Source organism: Herbaspirillum sp. CAH-3, from assembly GCF_009668275.1.
GTDB classification, from domain to species: domain Bacteria; phylum Pseudomonadota; class Gammaproteobacteria; order Burkholderiales; family Burkholderiaceae_D; genus Herbaspirillum; species Herbaspirillum aquaticum.
This window is the reverse complement of record NZ_VSWE01000005.1, coordinates 53,521-75,726: the sequence shown is the minus strand read 5'-3', so window position 1 is coordinate 75,726 and position 22,206 is coordinate 53,521. Positions and strand designations below refer to the sequence as shown.

The 22,206-nt window shown below is 62.8% G+C and carries 15 protein-coding genes; 11 read left to right on the top strand and 4 right to left on the bottom strand.

What is annotated here, in order from left to right; translation table 11 throughout:
* The first annotated feature begins 9 nt into the window (after nt 1-9).
* Together FYB76_RS07795 and FYB76_RS07790 are read left to right on the top strand one after the other, a co-directional pair.
* Nucleotides 10-1,323, top strand: a complete 1,314-nt coding sequence (locus tag FYB76_RS07795) for an integrase family protein (protein ID WP_154133265.1) — start codon at nt 10-12, stop codon at nt 1,321-1,323.
* A 219-nt stretch (nt 1,324-1,542) separates the two neighbouring features.
* Complete coding sequence (locus FYB76_RS07790) at nt 1,543-1,968, top strand: SMI1/KNR4 family protein (protein WP_195724597.1); 426 nt, start codon at nt 1,543-1,545, stop codon at nt 1,966-1,968.
* Nucleotides 1,969-2,065: 97 nt separating this feature from the next.
* Here the strand turns inward: FYB76_RS07790 and FYB76_RS07785 are convergent, their stop codons facing one another.
* The 3 genes from FYB76_RS07785 to FYB76_RS07775 all read right to left on the bottom strand — a co-directional run bounded on the left by FYB76_RS07785 (nt 2,066) and on the right by FYB76_RS07775 (nt 4,704).
* Entirely contained in the window at nt 2,066-2,836 is a 771-nt protein-coding gene (locus FYB76_RS07785) for an amino acid ABC transporter ATP-binding protein (protein ID WP_154133263.1), read from the bottom strand.
* A complete protein-coding gene (locus FYB76_RS07780; RefSeq protein ID WP_088754495.1) occupies nt 2,833-3,483 on the bottom strand; it encodes an amino acid ABC transporter permease in 651 nt (216 codons plus the stop codon). The genes FYB76_RS07785 and FYB76_RS07780 overlap by 4 nt, the downstream gene beginning before the upstream one ends.
* 63 nt (nt 3,484-3,546) lie before the next feature.
* A complete protein-coding gene (locus FYB76_RS07775; protein ID WP_154133262.1) occupies nt 3,547-4,704 on the bottom strand; it encodes a PLP-dependent aspartate aminotransferase family protein in 1,158 nt (385 codons plus the stop codon).
* Nucleotides 4,705-4,804: 100 nt separating this feature from the next.
* On the opposite strand from FYB76_RS07775, the gene FYB76_RS07770 reads away from it, so the two are divergent.
* From FYB76_RS07770 to FYB76_RS07730, 9 genes are all read left to right on the top strand, one after another.
* Complete coding sequence (locus FYB76_RS07770; protein WP_154133261.1) at nt 4,805-5,734, top strand: LysR substrate-binding domain-containing protein; 930 nt, start codon at nt 4,805-4,807, stop codon at nt 5,732-5,734.
* 300 nt (nt 5,735-6,034) lie between these two features.
* Nucleotides 6,035-6,865, top strand: coding sequence for a transporter substrate-binding domain-containing protein (locus FYB76_RS07765; protein ID WP_154133260.1), 831 nt, complete (start codon nt 6,035-6,037; stop codon nt 6,863-6,865).
* 504 nt (nt 6,866-7,369) lie between these two features.
* A complete protein-coding gene (locus tag FYB76_RS07760) occupies nt 7,370-12,646 on the top strand; it encodes a DUF4347 domain-containing protein (protein WP_154133259.1) in 5,277 nt (1,758 codons plus the stop codon).
* Between the two features lie 45 nt (nt 12,647-12,691).
* Nucleotides 12,692-14,218 carry a TolC family protein gene (locus tag FYB76_RS07755; RefSeq protein WP_154133258.1) on the top strand — a complete coding sequence of 509 codons (1,527 nt, stop codon included), beginning with the start codon at nt 12,692-12,694 and terminating at the stop codon, nt 14,216-14,218.
* Nucleotides 14,215-15,015: an efflux RND transporter periplasmic adaptor subunit gene (locus FYB76_RS07750; RefSeq protein ID WP_154133257.1), complete on the top strand. Its 801-nt coding sequence runs from the start codon at nt 14,215-14,217 to the stop codon at nt 15,013-15,015. The genes FYB76_RS07755 and FYB76_RS07750 overlap by 4 nt, the downstream gene beginning before the upstream one ends.
* Before the next feature lie 12 nt (nt 15,016-15,027).
* The gene (locus FYB76_RS07745) at nt 15,028-16,362 is read left to right on the top strand and encodes an efflux RND transporter periplasmic adaptor subunit (protein ID WP_154133256.1); all 1,335 of its coding nucleotides are present in this window, start codon (nt 15,028-15,030) and stop codon (nt 16,360-16,362) included.
* Nucleotides 16,347-18,470, top strand: coding sequence for an HlyD family efflux transporter periplasmic adaptor subunit (locus FYB76_RS07740; protein ID WP_154133255.1), 2,124 nt, complete (start codon nt 16,347-16,349; stop codon nt 18,468-18,470). The genes FYB76_RS07745 and FYB76_RS07740 overlap by 16 nt, the downstream gene beginning before the upstream one ends.
* A gap of 173 nt (nt 18,471-18,643) precedes the next feature.
* Nucleotides 18,644-19,066 carry a nuclear transport factor 2 family protein gene (locus FYB76_RS07735; protein WP_154133398.1) on the top strand — a complete coding sequence of 141 codons (423 nt, stop codon included), beginning with the start codon at nt 18,644-18,646 and terminating at the stop codon, nt 19,064-19,066.
* Between the two features lie 42 nt (nt 19,067-19,108).
* Nucleotides 19,109-20,491, top strand: a complete 1,383-nt coding sequence (locus tag FYB76_RS07730; protein WP_154133254.1) for an FAD-binding oxidoreductase — start codon at nt 19,109-19,111, stop codon at nt 20,489-20,491.
* Here FYB76_RS07730 and FYB76_RS07725 read toward each other — a convergent pair.
* A complete protein-coding gene (locus tag FYB76_RS07725; protein ID WP_154133253.1) occupies nt 20,484-22,019 on the bottom strand; it encodes a PLP-dependent aminotransferase family protein in 1,536 nt (511 codons plus the stop codon). The genes FYB76_RS07730 and FYB76_RS07725 overlap by 8 nt on opposite strands.
* Nucleotides 22,020-22,206: the final 187 nt, after the last annotated feature.

Genomic DNA, 22,206 nt, shown 5'->3' with positions numbered 1-22,206 from the left:
GAAGAAAACATGTTCAATGCAATCGCAGTGCAATCCCTGCCCGCTGGCAAGCATCTCACCATCCCCAAGCATCGTGGCTTGCGCTTGCGAGCCAACGAGCGGATGTACAACTGGATTTATCGCTACAAGAATCCGGAGGATGGCAGGATTCGCCAGGTCAAACTGGGCGAATGGCCCAACATGTCATTGAACTCGGCCGTTCGCCAGTGGCGGCAACTCAAGAGTCTGCGTGATCAGGGGATCGATCCATCAACGGTGCATCGGCAAGCGCAAGCCCCACGACGCAATTCCATATCAATGTCGCCTGAGTCCGCTGCGCAGCTGACGGTACAGCAAATCGGTTTGTATTATTACGAAGGACACGTCAAGCATCATTGGGGTGAGAGAGGGGCCAAGGAAGTGTGGCGTATTTTCGCGCGCACGCTGGGTGAATTCGCCAACCTTCCAGCCGAGGCGGTCGATGCAGTCATGGCTGCGGACTTTCTTCGTGGCTTCCTGGATCGGCCGACCCAAGGCACTATCACGCGACGCGAACTGGGTGCTGCCTGGGACCACGCCATTGCGCATGGATTGCTTCCTGCCAAGTGCGTCAATGTGTGGCGTAGCGTGATGCGTGGTGAGTTCAAGAGCAAAGGCGTTCGTATCAAGGGCGTGTATCGCGGCCCTGTGAAGCGTCTGCTGTCGATCAATGAACTCGCCGTCATCTTGCCGTGGCTCCAGCATTTCACCAGCGCCAACGAGGATATCCTGACGCTGCTTGCGTGGACATGCGCTCCCGGAAAGGAAATTTGCGCCATGCACGCCCGCGAGATCAGCCAGGAGCAAGATGGCTGGTGGTGGACGATCCCGGAGGAAAAGCTGCGTCCCCAACGACGCGGTGCCGCTAGTGATTTTCGTGTTCCCCTGGTGGGCCGGGCGCTGGAGATCGTACAGCGTCGCCTTCTGGCCAGCAGGACGGGCTATCTGTTCGAGGGACGCAAGGGCGGACGCTTTGACCCCAAGAATGTCGGCGTGGCCGTCTGGAATGCACGCGCGGACTGCGATTCCCGCCCTGAATATCAGCGACCGCGCCTGCCCATTTCGGACTGGACTCCCAATGACCTCCGACGTGCCGCTGTAGAGTTGCTCAAGACGATGGAATGTCCGCCGGAAATCCTTGCCGCAGTGCAGGGGCAGCTCGGCAATCATCTGCGCCTGTCTACTGACGGGCAAGCTCACGCTGCTATGAAACGGCTCTGGATGACACGGCTGGCACAAGTCCTGGACCAACTCATGCGCGGCAGGATCCCGGCGCCGTGGGAGACGGAAAAGCTGGCTGCCTGAACGAGACGGCGCCGTCTTCATCCTATTGACAGGCGCGGACATAGCGACAATATGTCGCACATGAAATTCGACAAAGGGAGTTCGATTGGTCGCACAATCATCAACTCCTGCAAGGCAGGCAGATGGTATCCGAATGAATCAATTCGCGACCAGTCGGCAGCTGAAGATTGGTTTGCATCCTGAGTCGGGCTTCGGGCTCGCTGTTTTCTTATGTTCTTGATGTCGGATCTGGAAGTGCTGGAGAGCGGCCGGCCCTGTACTGAGCGGGAAATCCTCGATGCGGAATGCATGCTTGGCTTTTCACTGCCGACCGAGTTGCGCAACGCCTATCTCAACGCCAACGGCTTTACCGGGCCGTCCGAAGCCCGGTTTCTTTACCCGCTGGCGCGAAGTGAGGCGTTCTCCTTTGTGACCATGCTAAGGCTGACGCAAGTTCTGCGCCGCTTGCCGACTGCGGCGTCATTGTGGAACGCAGCGGTGGCCTTCGGCGATTATGGCATCGGGTCTACCTGGGGCATGACCTCGGAGGGACGTGTATTCGAATGGTGGCCAGAAGACGGTGACGAACCGTTCTTTCTGGACGTGTCGCTCCAGCAGTTATGGTCAGAGCGCAGCAAACTTTTTGACTCCCTTTCGGCTTCTTGATCATTTGCAGAAGTGCCGAAGCACCACAATGTCCGCTCTATCTTTTTCGTCCCCGTGGCCTGCAGCGCGGCCACGGTAGTTCGCCAGCCTGCGCACATCATTCGTGCAGACGCCCCAGGAACTGCCGCGAGCGCTCGCTGCCCTGCGTGCCGAAGAACAGGGCAGGGGTGGTATCTTCCAGCACGTGTCCACCTTCCATGAAGATGATGCGGTCGGCGACATCCCGGGCGAAGCGCGTTTCGTGCGTCACGACCAGCATGGTCATGCCTTCGGCCGCCAGCGCGCGCATCACGTTCAAGACGTCGTCGCGCAGTTCCGGATCCAGGGCCGAGGTCGGCTCATCAAAGAGGATCACTTCCGGATCCATGGCCAGTGCGCGGGCAATGGCCACACGCTGCTTCTGGCCACCGGAGAGCTTGCCCGGATAAGCATCGGCTTTTTCCGCCAGCCCGACCTTGCCCAGCAGCGCCAGGCCGCGCTCGCGGGCCTCCGCCTTGGCGACACCCTTGACCGAAACCAGGCCTTCGATCACGTTCTGCAGCGCCGTCATATGCGGGAACAGGTTGAAGGACTGGAACACCATGGCAGTCTGCTGCCGGATCTGCAGCGTCTTGCGCCGCAGTTCGCGTGCGGGCAGCGTTGCCGGATCGTTCAGCGCCACACCGCAGATCTCGATGCTGCCGCGATCCGGCAATTCCAGCAGGTTCAGCGAGCGGATGAAGGTGGTCTTGCCGGACCCGGAGGGACCCATGATGACCACGACTTCGCCACGCGCGACTTCGAGGTTGATGTTGCGCAGTACCTGATTGGCGCCATAAGCCTTGGCCAAGGCGCTCACGCGCACAGTACAGGAGGATGACGGATTCATTGATAGCGCCTCGACAGTTTCTCTTCCAGCCAGGTTTGCAGGAGGGTGAGCAGTTGATTGATGACCCAGTAGATGGTACCGACGATGATGAACATGTCCATGTAGCGGAAGGTGGTCGCCCCCAGCTGATCGGCCACGCGCGTCAGTTCCACCACGGTCACGGTGGAGGCCAGCGAGGTATCCTTCATCAGAGCGATCAGGCGGCTGCCCACGGGAGGAATGGCGATGCGCAGGCCTTGCGGCAGGATCACGCGCCACAGCGTCTTCCAGTAACCCATGCCCATGGACCAGGCGGCTTCCCACTGGCCGCGATCGACCGCATTGATGCCGGAGCGAAAGTTCTCGCTCAGGTAGGCCGCCGAGAACAGGGTCAGCGCCAGCAAGGCGGCGGGGATGGGATCGATGGTGATGCCGTAGTTGGGTAGGCCGAAATAGATCAGCAGGATCTGGATCAGCAAGGGCGTGCCGCGAAACACCGACACATAGGCAAACGCCAGCCAGCGCAGCGGCCGCGCATCGGAAATGCGGGCCAGCGCAATGAGCATGCCCAGCGCCGAACCCAGCACGAATGAGCCGATACCCAGCCCGATGGTCACCACCACCGCTTTCTCCAGCAGCGGTAGCGCCCTGACAAACAGATCAATCATGGTTCTCCTCCCGGTTGCAGCGCCTGCATGCGGGCGCCGCTTCAGTGTTCATAGACGCGTGCATCACGCCTGTGCGGCAGCTTTTGCGTACTGGGCCAGTGCCTGGTCCAGATCGGCGATCAGCAGGGCAGGATCTTCCAGGCCGATGGACAGGCGCACCACTGGCTGGTCGGTCGCCGGGAAGGCGCGATTGGCCTGCAGGGCGGCCGGATAATAAGCCGCCAGGCTGTGCACGCCGCCCCAGCTGGCACCGATGGCGAAGTGCTGCAGGGCATCGAAGAAGCCGTGGAAAGCGCTTTCCGGTGCCGGTTGCAGGATCATCGAGAACAGGCAGCCATTGGTCTTGTAGTCGCGCTTCCACAGAGCATGGCCGGGGTCGCCTTCGAGCGGCGGGTACATCATGCGCGCAACCACAGGATGATCGGCCAGATGGCGCGCCACCTGCAGGGTCGAAGCACTTTGGGCCCGGACGCGCAATGGCAGGGTTTCCAGCCCGCGCAGCACGAGGAAGCAATCCTCGGGGCTGACCTGCTGGCCGAGGATGCTCTGGGTCTCGCGCAGGATCTCGTAGTGGCCGTGGTCATTCATGCTGATGCATCCCATGAGTACGTCGGAGTGACCGCCCATGAATTTGGTGGCGGCCTGGATACTGAAGTCCACGCCCATGTCCAGGCATGTCAGTCCCAGCGGACTGGCCCAGGTGTTGTCCAGCATGGTCAGCACACCGTGCTGCCGTGCCACGGCGGTGATGGCCGGGATGTCCTGCATTTCCATGGTGACCGTGCCGGGCGCCTCCATGCAGATCAGGCGGGTGGAGGGCTTGATCAGTTCGGCGATTTCCGCGCCGATGTCCGGCCGGTACAGCTCCACCTCCACGCCCATCTGCGCCAGCCATTTTTCGGCAAAGGTCTTGAGGGCACCATAGCAGGCGGCCGAGACCAGCAGATGGTCGCCACCGCGCACGAAGCCCATCACGGTAGTCATCAGGGCGGCCGCGCCGGAGGGCGCGATGACGCAGTGACGGGCGTTCTCCAGCGCGGCTACGCGCTGCTCCAGCAGGCGCGCCGTGGGGGTGCCGGTGACGCCATAGCTGAAGCCATCGGGCTGGCGCTGCTTGCGCTGGACAAAGTCCTCGAAGGTGTCGAACACCACGGTGGAGGCGCGCATCACCGGGGGCGAGAGGCTGGCGAACGCGGGTTGAGAGGAAACAGGGTGGCTCATGCGATTAATTTGTTAATCTAAAAAAGAGAAGCCCAGTATCCGAATTCGCGCCGCTGCCATCAACAGCTCGCCGGACTAACTTTATAAGTGGTACTTATACATGGACATGCGAGACATCCAGGTCTTCCGCGCCGTCATGCGCGCCGGGACCACCAGCAAGGCCGCCGCCCTGCTCAACGTATCCCAGCCCGCGATCAGCCAGTCGATCCGCAAGCTGGAAGCGTCTTCCGAGCTGCGGCTGTTCGAACGCACCCGTGGCCGGCTGGTGCCGACGCAGGAGGCGCTGGCCTTGATCGTGGAGGTGGATCGCTGCTTTGCCGGGTTCGAGATGATCGAGCACCGTATCCGCAGCTTGCGCTCGTTCGGACTGGGTCGCCTGGCCATTGCCTCCTTTCCCGCACTGGGCAATGGTTTCATGCCGCGCGCCATTGCCGCCTTCGGCCTGGGCGAGCGGCGTGTGCAGATGTCGTTCCAGATCATGAGCTCGCGCGAGGTTTACCAGCAGGTCAGCGCAGGACAGCTGGATTTCGGGCTGATGGCCGATGAACTGTCCGTCTCCGGGCTGGAGCATTCGCAATTCATGAGCGTGCCGGGTGTGATGGTGATGAATGACCGGCATCCCTTGGCCGGCAAGCCGGTCATCACGGCCGACGACCTGCTGGAACATCCCTTCATTGCGCTCAATCCGGAAGATGCCAGCCGCCGGCGTCTGGAGCAGGAGCTGATCCTGCAGGGAAAGGTTTTGCGCCCCATCCTGGAAACGCCTTATTCCAATTCGGTCTGCGAATTCGCCATGCGTGGTGTCGGCATGGGCATGGCGCATCCCATCCTGGCGCTGGATTACGTCACGCGGGGCCTGCGCCTGAAGCCGATGGAGGTGACGGCCAACTTCACGGCGCTGCTGGTGTTCCGGCCTGGTGTGCCGATGTCGGAGAATGCCAAGGAGCTGCTGCGGGTGATGCGCATCCAGATGGAGTCGGACATGAGTTCATTGCGCCAGGTGCTGTACCAGAAACCCGGCGCTTTCTGAATCTCGGTGCCATGCACCGGTTTGAGCGCTGCGCACAAGTCTGGGGCAAAGCGCGACCGCAAGAGATCTCACGATGAGCCGCCGGCCCCAAGGGAAGCACCGCAGGGAAGGGCGCAACGCTATTGGGTCGCTTCATTTTACGGTGCCGGATTGGTGCAAGATCTCTTATGGACGCATCAATTTCATCGTTGAAACTATAAGCTCCACTTATCACTCAAGAAACGTCCCCGGATTGCTGATCCTTTGGCCTGGGCACAGAATGGGCTTCCGTTTTCATTGATGACCGAGAGGGGACAGTACATGAAGTTGCATCATTTCATTCCGGCCTGCCTGGTGGCAGCGCTCCTGGGCAGTGCAGCGGCTGCCGTGTCAGCCCAGAACATTCCGGCCGATATCCTGGCCAGTGCCCGTGCCTCGGGCGTGATCCGCATCGCCAACACCCAGAGCAGTCCGCCCTGGAGCCTGATTGACGACAAGCTGCAACCGGCCGGCTATGACGTCGAGGTGGCCAAGGAAGTGGCGCGCCGCATCGGCGTGGCGAAAGTGGTTTTTGTGGCTGACAGTTTCAAGAATTTCGTGGAGGGGCTCAAGGCGGGCAAGTACGACATGGTGATGAACGACCTGACGCCCTCGCCGGAACGGGAGAAGCAGGTCGATTTCGCGGCACCCTATGGCGTGGAGGATTTCCGTATCTTCGTACTGGCCAGCAACGCCAGCATCAAGGACAAGCCCGATCTCAAGGGCAAGAAGGTGGGCGTCACCACCGGTACCACCAATGAAAGCTGGGCCCGGGCCAATCTGAAGGAATCGGACTTCCGCGCCTATGACAATGGCGGTTTCGTCTTCAATGACCTGGGCAATGGGCGCATTGATGCGGTCATCAGTTCGCACTTCGGCGGCATGAAATACGCCAATGTGAACAAGTTGCCGATCAAGGAAGTCGGACCGGTGCTGATCTACCAGCTGTCGGCACCCGCCATGCCAAAGGGCCAGCAGCCATTGAAGGACGCAGTCAGCAAGGCAATTGGCGACATGACGCGCGATGGCACCATTGATAAGCTGGCGCGCCGCTGGGTGGGTGCGGATTTCGATATGGTGGGGGATATCCAGCGGGCTTTGCAGCAACCGTGACTTGATTGCCGCCTCAGCGGTAACGGGTATTCACCGGCAGGCCAGGAGGCTTGCCGATTGTGCTTTGTTGCCCGATGGGTTCACTGCAAAACAGGATAAGTTTCGCAACCAATCAACGATCACCTCAAGGGTAGGGGAGTCGTACCGCCGCGAGGCCCCTTTTCCATTTGTCAGAATGACACCGAGAGCTAGCACCCTGTCCCGGATTGAGATCGGGATGTTGTCTGTACCAGTCCATCTGGACTGTACATGTCGCAGGGAAACACTGCTATTATCTTGCCAAAAATCACGAAGACGGTTCCGGTTTGCGCAGCGACCGTCCAGGTTATCGTTTCCCGGCAGATCAGGCAAAGATCTGATGGCTAAAGTCGGCATGAACGAACTTCCACTTCGCTCGGATCGTGGCTGCCTCCCGGCGCGGGGCGACCTGATAGGTCATATCAAGTAAAAAATTACAAAAGAACAATATTCCAGGCAGTCAGCCATATATTGTCAGGGGGTGTCATGAAAGCATTCTGGAGGGCTATCCGTCAGTCCGGTGAAACGCGTGCGCAGGCCGCCATGCGGGAAACCCGGCCGGAACGAGAGCGCAGGGCCGCGCCGCTGATGTTGGCGCTGGAGCCCAGGCTGATGTTCGATGCCGCCGTCGCTGCCATTGCAGCCGACGCGGTGGTCAAGACCAGTGTGCCCGATACCACGGCCCCGGCCGAAGCGAGTCATACCGCCACTGCCGATAAACCGGCGGCGGACAAGACCACCGAAAACAGCAGCGCGGCCAATAACGTGACAAGTGCGGCAAGCGCTGCCAGCGCCGCAAATGGCAGCACCCAGCGCCATGACATCGTCTTCATCGACGGCAAGCTCAGCGATTCCCGGCAAGTGGCTGCCGCCCTGCCGCAAGGTACCGAGGTAGTGATCCTGGACGGCAGCAAGGATGGGCTGGCGCAGATGGCGGCCTATCTCGCCGGGCGCCACGATATCGACTCCATCGCCCTGATCTCGCACGGCAGCACCGGCGCGGTGCAAGCCGGCTCGGTCTGGCTGACCTCCGACACCTTGGCCGCCCATGCCGATGCGCTCAGGAGCATCGGTGCCGCGTTGTCGGAAAACGGCGACATCCTGCTTTACGGTTGCAAGGTAGGCGCCGACCAGGCTGGTCAGCAGTTCCTGGATCAGCTGGCGGCGCTGACCTCGGCCGATGTGGCGGCCTCGACCGACAACACCGGCGCTTCCGCGCTGGGCGGCAACTGGATCCTGGAGCGCCACACGGGCGCAATTGAAGCGCCGAGTCTGGCTGGTGCACTGGCGGGTTATGACGGCTTGCTGGTAGCGCCGGGCTATGAGACGTTCGACGGTTTGACTTTGCCGGACGATGGCGGGCGCCACCGGTTTCTGTCGCCCGCCCAGGATTTGCTCTTCAACGGCTGGACATTCGGCCTGCGCGACTACAGCGGCAACGCAGACGCAGGCAGCCAACTGGTGGCCACCAATCAGATGGTCGACACCACATTGGCAGACGACAACATAGACAAGGCGCTGATTTTTTTGGGCAGCTCGTCTACCTATGCTGCCGTCATCAAATCGACCAACGGGGAGGAATTCAGCTTTCACTCCATCACCGTCGAAGACTACGCCTCTGGCAACTTGAACTACAGGCTGGTCGGTTATCGGGATGGTGTCCAGGTAAGCGGAGCCTCGCTGAATTTCACCATGGCGGACTACGGTACCACTTACAATGGCCAGGTGGTGTCGGTGTCGGGTACGGCATGGCAGTATGTGGACGAGGTACGAATCGTCTACCAGAACGGCAGCGGCGGTGTCTCGCTGGCCATGGATGACCTCAATGTCAGTGCTGGCATTGCACCCAATGTGCCGCCGGTGATCAGCAATCTCAATGGCGACAGCGTGACCTATATCGAAGGCAACTCGCCTGTCCTCCTGGATCCTGGGTCCAATGCCATCGTCACCGATTCCGACAGCACGGACTTTTCTGGTGGCAATCTGACCGTCACCATCGTCACCAACAACTACATCGCGCAAGACAGATTGATGGTGGTGGATCAGGGCTCGGGGGCCGGACAAATCGGTGTCTCCGGCAGCAACATCCAGTATGGGGGCACCACCATCGGTACCGTTTCCGGTGGCAGCGGCGGCGCCAGCCTGGTGGTCACTTTCAATGCCAATGCCAATCTCACGGCGGTGCAGGCGCTGCTGCGTGACATCGCATATTCAAATTCCTCCAGTGATCCCAGCGAGGCCCTCCGCACCGTGCAGTTCACGCTCAATGATGGAGATTCGCCTACCAACAGCGCGGGCTCCCGGGTCACGGTCGATGTCAAGGCAGTCAACAACGCACCCACGCTGACCACGACAGCGGGCAATACCACCTACACCGAGAACGCGGCTGGCGTATCCCCGTTCAGCGGCACCGTCGTGAGCACGGTGGAAAGCAGCCAGGGCATCCAGACGCTGACCTTGACCGTCGGCAACGTGGCCGACGGAGCCAGCGAGATCATGCGCATTGACGGCTCTGATGTCAGCTTGGTGAATGGGACTTCCCTGACGACCGCCAATTTGGGACTGTCAGTGACGGTAAGCGTCAGTGGTGGCGTGGCCACCGTGACGCTCGACAAGAGCGCCGGCATCACCGCTGCCCAGTCGCAGGCGCTGGTCAACGGGCTCACCTATCGTGATCTCAGCGAGGCGCCCACGGCAGGAAACCGCACCATTACGCTGACCACGGTCAGGGATACGGGCGGCGTCGCCAATGGCGGGGTGGACTCCGCCGTTTTATCCCTGGCGTCCACCGTCAATGTGGTTGCGGTCAATGATGCGCCAATCTTGACCACCACTGGAGGCAGTGCCACCTTCTCGGCTGGCGACAACACCCCTTCCACTCCCGTCGTGGTTGACGCGGGGCTGACGTTGTCCGATGTCGATAACACCACGATGGCGTCCGCGACCGTCCGGATTTCCGGGAACTTCCGCAGCGGCGAAGACCAGCTGATCTTCATCAACAACAACAGCACGCTGTATGGCAACGTCACTGCCAGCTACAACGCAGGGACCGGGGTAATGACCCTGACCTCCGCGGGCGCCACGGCCTCGGTGGCGCAATGGCAGGCGGCGCTGCGCACAGTGCGCTATACCGATACAGCCGTCACTCCCAACAGCGCCACCCGCACCATCAGCTTTGTCGTCAATGACGGCACTAACGACAGCACGGCCGCCACGCGCAACGTCACGGTGACCCCGGTCGATCAGTCGCCGATCCTGGGCACCAGCGGCGGCAGCAGTACGTTTACCGAGGGCCAGGGAGCGGTACACGTCGATAGCGGCGTGACGGTATCCGATCTCGACAACAGCACCTTGGCCTCCGCGTCCGTGCAGATCACCGGCAACCTGCACGCAGGCGAAGACCTGCTGCTGTTCACCAATACCAGCAGCACCACCTTCGGCAACATCGTCGGTAGCTACAACGCGGGCACGGGCACCCTGACCCTGGTGTCGGCCGGTGGCACCGCGACCGTGGCGCAATGGCAGGCGGCGTTGCGCGCGGTCGACTACAGCAACACCTCCGGCACGCCGGATACCAGCGTCCGTACCGTCAGTTTCTCGGTCAACGACGGGACCAAAACCAGTGCCACCGGCACTCGTGACGTGCAAGTGGTGTCGGTCGAGATTCCCCCGGTACTGGGCAGCTCGGGCGGCAGCGTCAGCTTCACCGAAGGCAACCAGGTCGCCGGCACGCCCGTGGTGATCGACAGCGGACTCACCGTCTCCGATGCCGACAGTCCCACACTGACCAGTGCCACCGTAGCGGTTACCGGCAACTTCCGGGCCGGTGAGGATGTACTCGGATTCAGCAACACCAACAGCTCCCTGTACGGCAACATCCTGGCGAGCTACAACGCCGGCACTGGTGCGCTTACCCTCAGTTCAGCCGGTGCCACCGCCACGGTGGCGCAATGGCAGGCAGCCTTGCGCTCGGTCACTTACAGCAACAGTTCCGATACGCCAGGCACGTCCACGCGCACCATCAGCTTCACGGTGAGCGATGGCGCCGTCTCCAGCAGTACGGTCACGCGCGATGTGACCGTGGTCGCGGTCAATGACACCCCGCAATTGAGCGGCAGCGGCAGCACGGTGGCCTTCACCGAAGGCGACAATGCCGCGCCCATCCCCATTGCGCTGGACGCCACCCTGAGCCTGGTCGATCCCGACAGCATCGGCATGGGTACAGCCACCATCGCCATCACCGGCAACCTGCATGCCGCCGAGGATGTGCTGGCCTTCCGCAATACCGATGCCAGCGTCTACGGCAATCTGGCCGGCAGCTATGACGCCGCCACCGGGGTATTGACGCTGAGTTCGGCGGGCAATACCGCCACGCTGGCGCAATGGCAGGCGGCGCTGCGCGCCGTCAGCTACGCCAATACCTCAGAGACACCCGATACCTCTACCCGCGTGATCAGCATCCGGGTCAGCGACGGCAACAGCGACAGCAATACGCTGGTGCGCTCGGTGCAGGTGACAGCCACCAACGATACCCCCGTGATCCAGCTGCCGGGCTCGGTGCAGCACCTCCTGCAAGGCAGCACCATCAGCTTTGCCAGCGGCCTGGGCAATGGCATCAGCTTGAGTGATGCCGATGCCGGCAACGGGCTGGTGCAAGTGACCCTCACGGCGACGCAGGGTCTGATCAGTCTCGGCGCCACCAGTGGCCTGAGTTTTGTAGCGGGTAGCGGCACCGGCGATGCCACGATGACCTTCTCCGGATCCGTGGCCGATATCAATGCGGCGCTGCAAGGCCTGCTCTTCAGGCCCGCCAGCGGCTACCAGGGGGCGGCCAGCATCACCATCGCCGCCGATGACCTCGGCAACAGCGGCGGTACGGCCAGGACCGCCAGCAGTACAGTTGCGCTGAGCATCGATACAGTCAGCGTGACCACACCGGCCAGCCCGGCTGCCAACCAAGCTGCCAGCACATCTGACAGTTCCACGCTGGCGACGGTACAGCCGTTGCCGCTGTCCACGGTGACCGCACCCGGGCCGGTGTTGCTGCCTGACGGTCCGGCCGGACAGGGCCCACGCGGCGCGGTGCTGTCGCCAATGGCGCCGCTGACCTTCGACAGCCAAGTACAACTGTCCGGGTCTTTCGGGTTGTTCGGCGCGATCACGGGCATCGACGCCTTGCTGGGCCGCAGCACTCCACTGGTAGGCGATGCGCTGGACATGCGTTATTTCGTCGGCAGCACACAGCCCGGCGAGGCCAGCTTCAACGAGCTTGCGGGCAGCGCCGGCGCGCAGGGCAGGGCGCTGCAAGAAACTGCTGCGCTGGGCCAGTACGTGGTGGCACCGGGTCAGCCGGTGAGCATCGTCTTGCCCATGGAAAGCCTTGCCGGACAAGCGCGTAACGGACCCGTTACGGTCGAGGTACGCATGGCCGACGGTGTGCCGCTGCCGCGCTGGCTGCGCTACGACCCGGTGAACGGAACGCTGAGCGGCCAGGCACCAGCCGGCCTGGCGCAGAAGGTATCCATCGAGATCGTGGTGCGCGATGCCAAGGGTGAACAGGCGATTTCGCACGTGGACCTGGAGGTCAACGCCAGCGCCGATGCCGGGCCACTGCCGATCAGCCCCTTGGCTGCTCCGCAAGCGATCCCGGCGGGCCGCGCCGACCTGTCCCAGCAGTTCGGCCAGCACGGCCATGCCGCACGCGAAACCGAGCGCCTGCAATGGTTGCAGCATTTGGCGGCGGCCCAGGCCGAGGCCGCGTAACTACGACACCGTTAGATTCCCCCGTCTTCCAGGAGATGTACCAACATGAAGCTGTATCTTCCTCGCCGCAGTCGCGTGGCGCCCGTGTTCGGCGCGCTCATTGCATTGATGTCCCTTGGCCTGGCCGGATGTGCGGTCCCCCCGCAGGCCTTGACCGCCGACGAGCGCCAGGACATGGTCAAGGCCGACCGCCAGGCACTGACCCAGCAACAGGAGCCCCTGCAGGGCCCGATCACGCTGGAAGAAGCCATGGCACGCGCCATCCGCTACAACCTCGATCATCGCGTCAAGCTGATGGAAGCGGCAGTGGCCCAGCGCCAACTCGACCTGTCCCGCACCGACCTGCTGCCCAAGCTGGCCTTGTCAGCCGGGTACAACTGGCGTGACAACGACCTGGCCTCTTCCTCGCGCAGCGTCCTGACCGACCGCCAGTCGCTGGAACCGTCGACCTCCACCGACCGCGCCCGCGGTACATCCGACTTGACGCTGAGCTGGAACGTGCTGGACTTCGGCGTCAGTTACTTCACCGCGCAGCAGCAGGCCGACCGCGTACTGATGGCCGAAGAGCGTCGGCGCAAGGTGTTGCACCTGCTGATGCAGCAGACCACGCAGGCCTACTGGCAGGCCGCCGGAGCGCAGATGCTGGAGAACCGCATCGAACCAGTGCTGGCGCTGTCGCGCCGCGCCCTGGAAGACTCCCGCAAGGTCGAACTGGAAAAGCTGCGTTCGCCGGTGGAGGCGCTGAACTACCAACGCCAGTTGCTCGACATCGTGCGGCAGTTGCAGGCGGTACGCGACGAACTGGCCCAGGCCAAGCCACGCCTGGCGGCCATCATGAACCTGGAACCGGGACAGGAGTTCTCGGTGGTGGTACCAGCTTCCATGCAGGTGCCACGCATTACGCTGCCGGCTGCCAGCATGGAAGAGGCCGCCCTGCTGCGTCGTCCGGAACTGGTAGAAGCCCAGTACAACGAACGCGTGAGCCTGCTGGAAACCCGCAAGGCGCTGGCGCGCCTGCTGCCGGGCCTGGAAATCTACCTGGGCGGCCACTATGACAGCAACAGCTACCTGACCAACCGCCAGTGGGGCGATGCCGGGCTGCGCGTGAGCTGGAACCTGTTCAACCTGCTCAATGCCGGTGAAATTCGCGGCATGGCCCAGGCCCAGCTGGACCTGGCCCGCCAGCAGCGCCTGGCCATGAGCATGGCGGTGCTCACACAAGTCCATGTGGCGCGCCTGGACTACCTTGGACGCCTGAGCCAGTTCGAACTGACCGAACAGATCAACAGCGTCGAGCAACGCATCTTCACCTATGCGCGCAATGCCGCCAGCGCCAACAGCCAGGGCAAGCTGGAAGAAATCCGCGCTTCGGCTGCGGCCATGATGTCCGAACTGCGGCTATATCAAAGCTATGGCGCGCTGCAAGGAGCCTATGGTCAGCTCATCGCCACCATCGGATTGGACCCGCTGCCGGAATCGGTGAACAGCCATGACATCCGCAGCCTGGGAGAAGCCGTCAAGGCCTCCGAGCAGAACTGGATCAAGACCATGAATCCCGAAGGCGGCGTATGAGGCAAGCAGTTGTCCAGACCGGGCTGATGATGGTGCTGCTGTCGGCCCTGTCCGGTGCAGTAGGGCAGGCCCTGGCGCAAACGCAACCGCCAGCGCAAACCACGGCAAGCCTGCCGACCTCCGTCACCGACAAGGAAGGCCGCATCCGCGCCCAGCTCAGTTCGCGCAATGCGGTCACCATTTCGGCCGAGATTCCTGCTCGTGTGGCGACCCTGCGCCTGCGTGAGGGCGATGCCTTCCGGCCCGGTGATCTGCTGGTCGGGCTGGACTGCTCAGTGCACAAAAGCCAGCAGAACAAGGCTGAAGCCTCGGTGGAGGCGGCCGGTGCCGTGGTGGCGTCCAACCAGCGCCTGGCCGAACTCAATTCCATCGGCAAGCTGGAAGTGGAGCAGGCACGCGCGCGTCTCAAGGAAGCCCAGGCCGAACTGGCCAGCACGCGCATGGTGGCCAGCCGTTGCAACATCGTGGCGCCCTTTGCCGGACGCGTGGCCAAGCGCCATGTGGCCGCGCACCAGTACGTCACGCCAGGCAACGCCTTGCTCGAGATCGTCGAGACCGGACAACTGGAAGTCCAGATGATCCTTCCCTCGCGCTGGCTGTCCTGGCTCAAGCCGGGCGTGGCCTTCAGCGTCGATGTGGAAGAACTGGGCAAGCGCTATCCCGCGCGTATCCAGCGCCTGGGCGCGCAGATCGACCCGGTGAGCCAGACCGTGGCTGCTTTCGGCGTGATGGACGGCGCCCAAGGTGGCCTGTTGCCCGGCATGAGCGGCTGGGCGGTGTTTCCGGCCCATCCCTGAACGCGCACTGCCATGAACGCTCCGGACCGCTCGGCCCCGTTGGTCAACCTGTTGCAGTTGCAACGGCGTGCGCGTGAGGCCACCTCGGCGCCGGCGCTGGGCTTCGTGATGGTCAACGAGACCCTGCAATTGCTGCCGTATCGCCAGGCAGTGTTCTGGTCCGCATCCGGACTGGGCAGCGTGGCTGCCGTTTCCGGGCCGCCGCAGGTAGATCCTCAGGCCCCTTACGTACAGTGGGTAACGGCCTTGTGCCGTCATCTGGCTGCCCGGCAGGGTGCGACCGGCGAGATCGTGCGCGCGCAATTACCCGCCGGCCTGGCCGAGGAGTGGGAGCACTGGTGGCCAGCCCATGTGTTGTGGCTGCCGCTGCCAGCGGCCGAGCAAGCCAGCATGGGCAGCCTGCTGCTGGCACGAGATACCCCCTGGCAGGCCCATGAAGAAGCCCTGCTCAAGGAACTCGCGCATGCCTACGGCCATGCCTTGCACGCGCTCAGGCCGCCTGCCGCGTGGCGCGATCGCCTGTGGCAAAGCCTGCGCCTGCCGCGCCGCCGGTGGTGGCTGCTGGCCGGCGTGGCACTGGTCGCCCTGTTTCCGGTTCGGCTGACCGCGCTGGCACAGGCCGAGGTCATGCCGCGGGATGCCTTCATGGTGCGCGCCCCTCTGGATGGCGTGATAGACCGCTTCGTCGTGCGCCCCAACCAGCAGGTCCAGCCGGGCACGGCCCTGTTCAGCCTGGATACCACGGCCCTGCGTGCGCGGCTGGAACTGGCGCGCAAGGCGGTCGATACGGCGCAGGAAGAGTATCGGCAGTCGGCCCAGGCCGCCGTCACCAGTGACAAGAACCGCGCCGAACTGACCCAGCGGAGGGGCCGTGTGCAGGAACGCACGCTCGAGATGGACTACAACGCCGATCAACTGGCCCGCGTCCAGGTCAAGGCTGATCGTGCCGGTATCGCGGTGTTCGCTGACGCCAATGACTGGATCGGCAAGTCGGTGACGCTGGGCGAGCGCGTCTTGTTGCTGGCCGATCCGGCGAAGGTGGAATTGGTGGCCTGGATGCCCGCCGCCGACCTGGTGCCGGTGGCGCCCGGCGATGCGCTGACCCTGTATCCCCAGGGCGCGCCGCTGCACTCCTTCCAGGCGCGAGTGGAGAGCGTGGCCTACCGCGCTGAACCCACCCACGAGGGCTATCTGGCCTACAAGGTCAAGGCTGTCTTCACGCCCGACCAGAGCCTGCCGCGCATCGGCCAGCTCGGCACGGTGCGCCTGCACGGCGGCTGGGCACCGCTGGTGTACGTGGCCTTGCGGCGGCCGCTCTCTGCCTTGCGCCAATGGCTGGGCTGGTAAATTTGCCGCCGCTGCGGCAGGAGCTGGCGCTGCATCCAGGGCCGCAGGCCAGCGACGGCGCACCCACCTGGACCCTGCACGATCCTGCCACCAATCGCTTCTTTGCCCTGAGCTGGCCGGCCTTCGAGATACTGTCGCGCTGGTCCATGGGCCATGCCGACGACATCCTCTCCGCCATCCAGGCCCATACCACCTTGCACGTCACGCACGACGAGTTGCAGGATCTGCTGCGCATGCTGCAGGCCAACCACCTGCTGGTGGCCAGTAGTTCCGAGGACACCGAACGGCTCGGCGAGCAGGCGAGGGCGGCACGGCTGGCGCCGCTGCAATGGCTGCTGAAACACTATCTGTTCTTCCGCGTCCCGCTGCTGCGGCCCATGGACTGGCTGCAGCGCACCAGCCCTTCGCTACGCTGGGCCTTCCGTCCGGCCTTCTGGCTGGGGATCGCCGCCATCACGCTGCTGGGTCTGGTGCTGGCCGCCCGTCGATGGGACGAGTTCAGCCACACCATCACCACCTACGCGAGCTGGGAGGGCCTGCTGGCCATTGGTATTGCCCTGAGTGCCGCCAAGCTCATTCACGAACTGGGACACGCCTTCACCGCAACCCATTTCGGTTGTCGCGTGCCCACCATGGGCGTGGCTTTCCTGGTGATGTGGCCGGTGCTGTACACCGACACCAACGAAGCCTGGAAGCTCTCATCCCGCCGCCAACGGCTCTACATCGGCGCAGCCGGGATGCTCAGTGAGCTGGCGCTGGCTTCGCTGGCACTGCTGGCGTGGAGCCTGCTGCCCGACAGCCCCGGCTGGGCACCGATCCGCTCCGGCGCCTTCTTGCTGGCCACCACCACCTGGGTGCTGACGATCACCATCAATGCCAGTCCCTTCATGCGCTTCGACGGCTATTTCCTGCTGGCTGACGCGGTCAACCTGCCGAACCTGCATGAACGCTCGTTTGCGTTGGGTCGCTGGTGGCTGCGTGAACAGCTGTTCGGCTGGAACGCGCCGCCGCCGGAACATTTCAGCCCGCGCCGACAGGCCGCGCTGGTCCTGTTTGCCTTTGCTACCTGGCTGTACCGGCTGGTACTCTTCTTCGGCATCGCTCTGCTGGTCTATCACGCCTTCTTCAAACTGCTGGGCCTGATGCTGATGACGGTTGAACTGGTGTGGTTCATTGCCCGCCCGGTGTTGATGGAGCTGCGGCACTGGTGGGCTCAGCGTCAGCACCTGCACTGGAACCAGAGGCTGCGTCGCAGCACCATCCTGTGCGCGCTGCTGATGCTGTTGCTCTGCTGGCCCTGGGCGGGCGTGACCCGATTACCGGCGGTGCTGAGTCCTGCCCAGATACAGACGGTGTCGTCGGCTTATGCCGCCCGGGTAGAGTCGCTCAACATCCGCGTGGGGCAGGGCGTGGCAGCGGGCCAGTTGCTGATGCAACTGCATTCACCTGAACTGGACATGCAGTTGCAGCAAGCGCAGCTTCAGGAACAGCAATTGCAGATCCAGCTGATGCAGCAAGCCTTCGACGACAAACTGCGGGAGCAGGGGCCAGCCTTGCGCAAGCAATGGGAACAGGCGCTGGTGCAGGTCCGTGGCTTGCAGGAGCAGAAGGAGCGCCTGGCCGTGCGCGCTCCGTTCGCCGGCCACGTGGCCGAACTGGCCGACGACCTGCGTCCCGGGCAGTGGCTCGCTGCCGGCGAACGCTTGCTGAGCGTGGCCGGTCGACAGGGCAGCAAGCTCGACGCCTATGCAGACGAAGCCGCCCTCGAAGACCTGCGCAGCGGCATGGCGGGCCGCTTCATCGCCGCCGCCGGTGGCAGCGCCGTCACCTGTACCCTGGGCCGGATCGCTCCGGTGCAGTTGGCTACCCTCGACGAGCCCGCCGCCGCTGACCTTTACGGTGGCAGCGTGGCGGTCCAACGCAGCCCCGACGGCCGCTTGCTGCCTCTGCACCCGGTCTTTCACCTGCGCCTGGAGCAGTGCCAGACGGAGCAATCGCCCAAGATCGCCTTGTACGGAACGGTTCATCTCCAGGCCCCTCGGGCTTCTTGGTTGGGTGACGGCGTTCGCTGGCTCGTTGGCAGATTGCAGAGCGAGGTAGCCTTGTAGCGTGGTCCCTGTCCTTTGCAGCAAGCTGGGGAATGGAGCATGACAAGTGGCCTGCCGGCTTTGCCGCAAAGCGATCTGTCCTGGCACGATCATTATCCGCACGTGGCTCTATCGATAGTGTTGAGGCTCCCTTAGGCTGTGATCCTTGCTTATATTTTGATCGGGATCTGGCCATGAATCAGCATCAACATGCACCGCTAAACACGCACTCCGACAAGGCCTTGCTGGCCCTGCTGGAAGGTTTTTCCGATGCCTGGAACCGTCATGATCTGGCGGCATTGATGAATTGCATGCATGACGATTGCGTGTTTCTGACCGCCGCCGGCAACGAGGCGCACGGGACGCGTCATGCCGGGCCAGCCGCTGTCAGCAAGGCGTTTGCTTCGGCCTGGGAAACCTTCCCCGATGCCCGCTGGCGGGATGCGCGGCACTGGGTCAGTGGCGATCGCGGCGTTTCCGAATGGACCTTTACAGGGACCGCCGCCGACGGTACGCGCTCGGAATCCTGCGGAGTCGATCTGTTCATTTTCCGGGATGGGAAGATCCTCGAAAAGAATGTCTTCCGCAAAGACCGCCCGCGCCTGCCTGCGCGCTGAGCCGCCTTCCGAGCTTGTCTTCCACCCTCAGCAAAAAACACCATGAACAGCCGCACTGCATACGATCCGCACTTCGATCCGCTGGTCTCTTCTTCGATCGGCCATGACGCCGCCTATGCACCGACCTATTGGGTCGCCTCGGCTGGCGAACCGCCACCGCACGATGGCCCCGTCACCGGCGATATGGATGCGGATGTAGTGATTATCGGCTCCGGCTTTACCGGTCTGTCGACAGCCTTGTTCCTGGCGCGTGAGCACGGCATTCGCGCCACCGTACTGGAAGCCAACCAGCTGGCCTGGGGCTGTACCAGCCGCAATGGCGGACAGGGACAGAACGCCAGCGGCCGGTTGTATCGTTCGCAATGGATTGCCCGCTGGGGCTTGCAGACGGCCCTGAAAATGCATGAGGAAATCCAGTGCGGCTTCGACACCTTCAAGCAACTGGTGGCACAGATCGATTGCGATGCGCAGCCGGGTGGGCATCTGCAGATTGCACATCGGCGCAAAAAACTGGCCTTCCTGCAAAACGAAGTCAATGTCTTGCGCCAGCAGTTCGGTTATGACGCCCACCTGCTCAGCAAGGAAGACGTGCATCGCGACTGGTGCGGCGATCAGGAAGCCGTTGGCGCCATGCATGAGCCGGAAGGCATTTCCGTGCATCCGCTCAAGCTGGCCTTCGGCATGCTCAGGCAGGCTCGCGCACAGGGTGCCCGCGTGCATCCGGCCAGCCCGGTAACCGGATGGGAAACACACAATGGCGTGCATCACCTGCATACGCCCGGTGGCATCGTACGTGCCCGCGCCGTTGCCATCGCAACAGGGGCGTATGCGACGCCAGGATTGTCGCCGTTATTGAAAAACCGCATCTTCCCCGTATTGTCCAATTCAATCGTCACGCGGCCGCTGACCGCTGGAGAACTCGCGGCGTGCAGCATTCGGACCCATCAGCCGATGACGGATACCCGCACTTTGCGCTTCTACTACCGCCTGTTGCCTGACAATCGCGTACAGATTGGCAGTCGCAGCGCCATCACCGGCGCCGATGCCGGCCGCGATGCGCATTACCGCTTGCTCACCGAGGGCTTGGCGCGCAAATTCCCGGCCTTGGCTGGCATCCAGATCGATTATTCATGGTGGGGGTGGGTAGATGTCAGCCACGATCTGATGCCGCGGGTGGTGCAGCCCGATCCGTCGCAACACATTTATTACGCCACGGGGTACGGTGGCAATGGCGTGTCGTTTTCTGCGCATGCCGGCAGGCGCATGGCTGAGCGTATTGCGGGCGTGCGCGACAGCACGATCACCTTGCCGATCTACGATAGCCCGCTGCCGTTCCCGCGCCAGGGAGAATGGGCTGCACCGTTTCGCCGTATCGGGCAGCGCATGCTGTATCGCTGGTACTGGTTGCGTGATGAAATCATCTAGGCGTGCCGGGCGAGGGCGTGCGCTGCCGTTTGACCAGCGCCGCCAGTTCCTTGATGCCCGGCTCGATGCGATCGACCGGAATCGATGAAAACCCTAGGCGCACATGGTTGGTCCGGTCCGCCTGTGCCAGAAAGAAGCTTTCACCAGATTCGATCAGGATGCCATGTTCATGCGCAGCTTGACGTAACTTCCGGGTATCGAAGCCGGCAGCAAACTCTCCCCATAAGGCCGAACCGCCATCCGGCGGCTGGAACTGCATTTCCGGCAAATGCGTTTGCAGCGCGTGGGTCAGTGCCTTCGCGCGCCGTGCCAGTTCCTCGCGCATGGTATGCACGAAGCGATCATAGTGGCCATGCGCAATGAACAGTGCTGCGGCCATTTGATTGTTGGTGGCGGGATGACGGATCATCAGGCGCCGCAACACCCGCAATTGTTCAATCACTTCTGCCGGCGCCACGATATAGCCGATCCGCAATCCGGGCGATAGCGTCTTGGAGAGACTGCCGATATAGATGGTGCGGCGATCATGGTCGATGGCTTTGAGCGCCGGGGATGGCTTTCCCGTGTACTGCATTTCGGCATCGTAATCATCTTCGATCAGGATGCCATCGCACTCACGGGCCCACGCCAGCAAGGCGGCCCGCCGCGCGGCGCTGAGCGTGATGCCGGTTGGGCACTGGTGGCTCGGTGTGCAATACACGGTTTGCGCTGCGGCCAGAACATCGCGGTCCGGCAGCACGCCTTCATGATCGATATCGAGTCCCACCAGGTGCGCCCCACGGCGCAGGAAGATATTGCGCGCATCCATGTAGCCAGGATTTTCTACTGCGACGGTCGAGCCAGGCGCCACCAGCAATTCGCTGATCAGATAAAGCGCCTGCTGTGCGCCGACGGTCAGCAGCACTTCTTCACGCTTGGCGGCGATGCCCCGGCGTGGCAGCACGTGCCAGATCAACTGGGCAAGCAGCGATTCATTGTCGTGGTCGATGGCGTCCGGCGCCCAGCGATGGATGGCGCTCACGTCCAGTGCGCGACGGCTGCATTCCCGCCAGTCTGCAATGGGGAACAGGCTGGGATCGAACTGACCATACAGGAAGGGATAGCGATAACGCTGCCAATCGCCGGGCTTGTCCAGCCAGCGCATTCCTGCGGGCAATCCGATCATGCGCCGGTGCCAGTCCACCGGGTTGGATGACGCCGGCTTCGTATCGATGGCGGGTGCCGTTGCCGTCGTCGTGCGAGCGTGGCTCAGGTATTGATCGCTGACGTAATAGCCATTGCGCGGCCGATTCTCCAGATAACCGTCTTCGACCAGCTTTTCGTAGACCAATACCACGGTATTGCGCGACACCGACAACATGTCGGCCAGTTCGCGGCTTGACGGGAGCCGCATGCCGGCCAGCAATCGGCCGTCCCGCATGGCATCGACAAAACCAACCCGCAACTGACTTTGCAGCGTGGACGCCTGACGGTCGGGATTGGGGAAAATCTGATGCCACATGACCTGATAGACGTCGTTGTTGCGCATAGTGCTCTCCCTGTTTTACAGCGTGCTGAACTGCATCTTTCATGCCATCCATGTGCGCAGCGTTACAAACCGGGGCGAGCTATCCCCGGACAGGGGCATCACCCTGCGGGCCCTACCGATGGCGGTACGTCATACAGGTCATGATTTGTGCAAACGCAGCCGGCGCGCACGATTTTAGTGCGGCCGC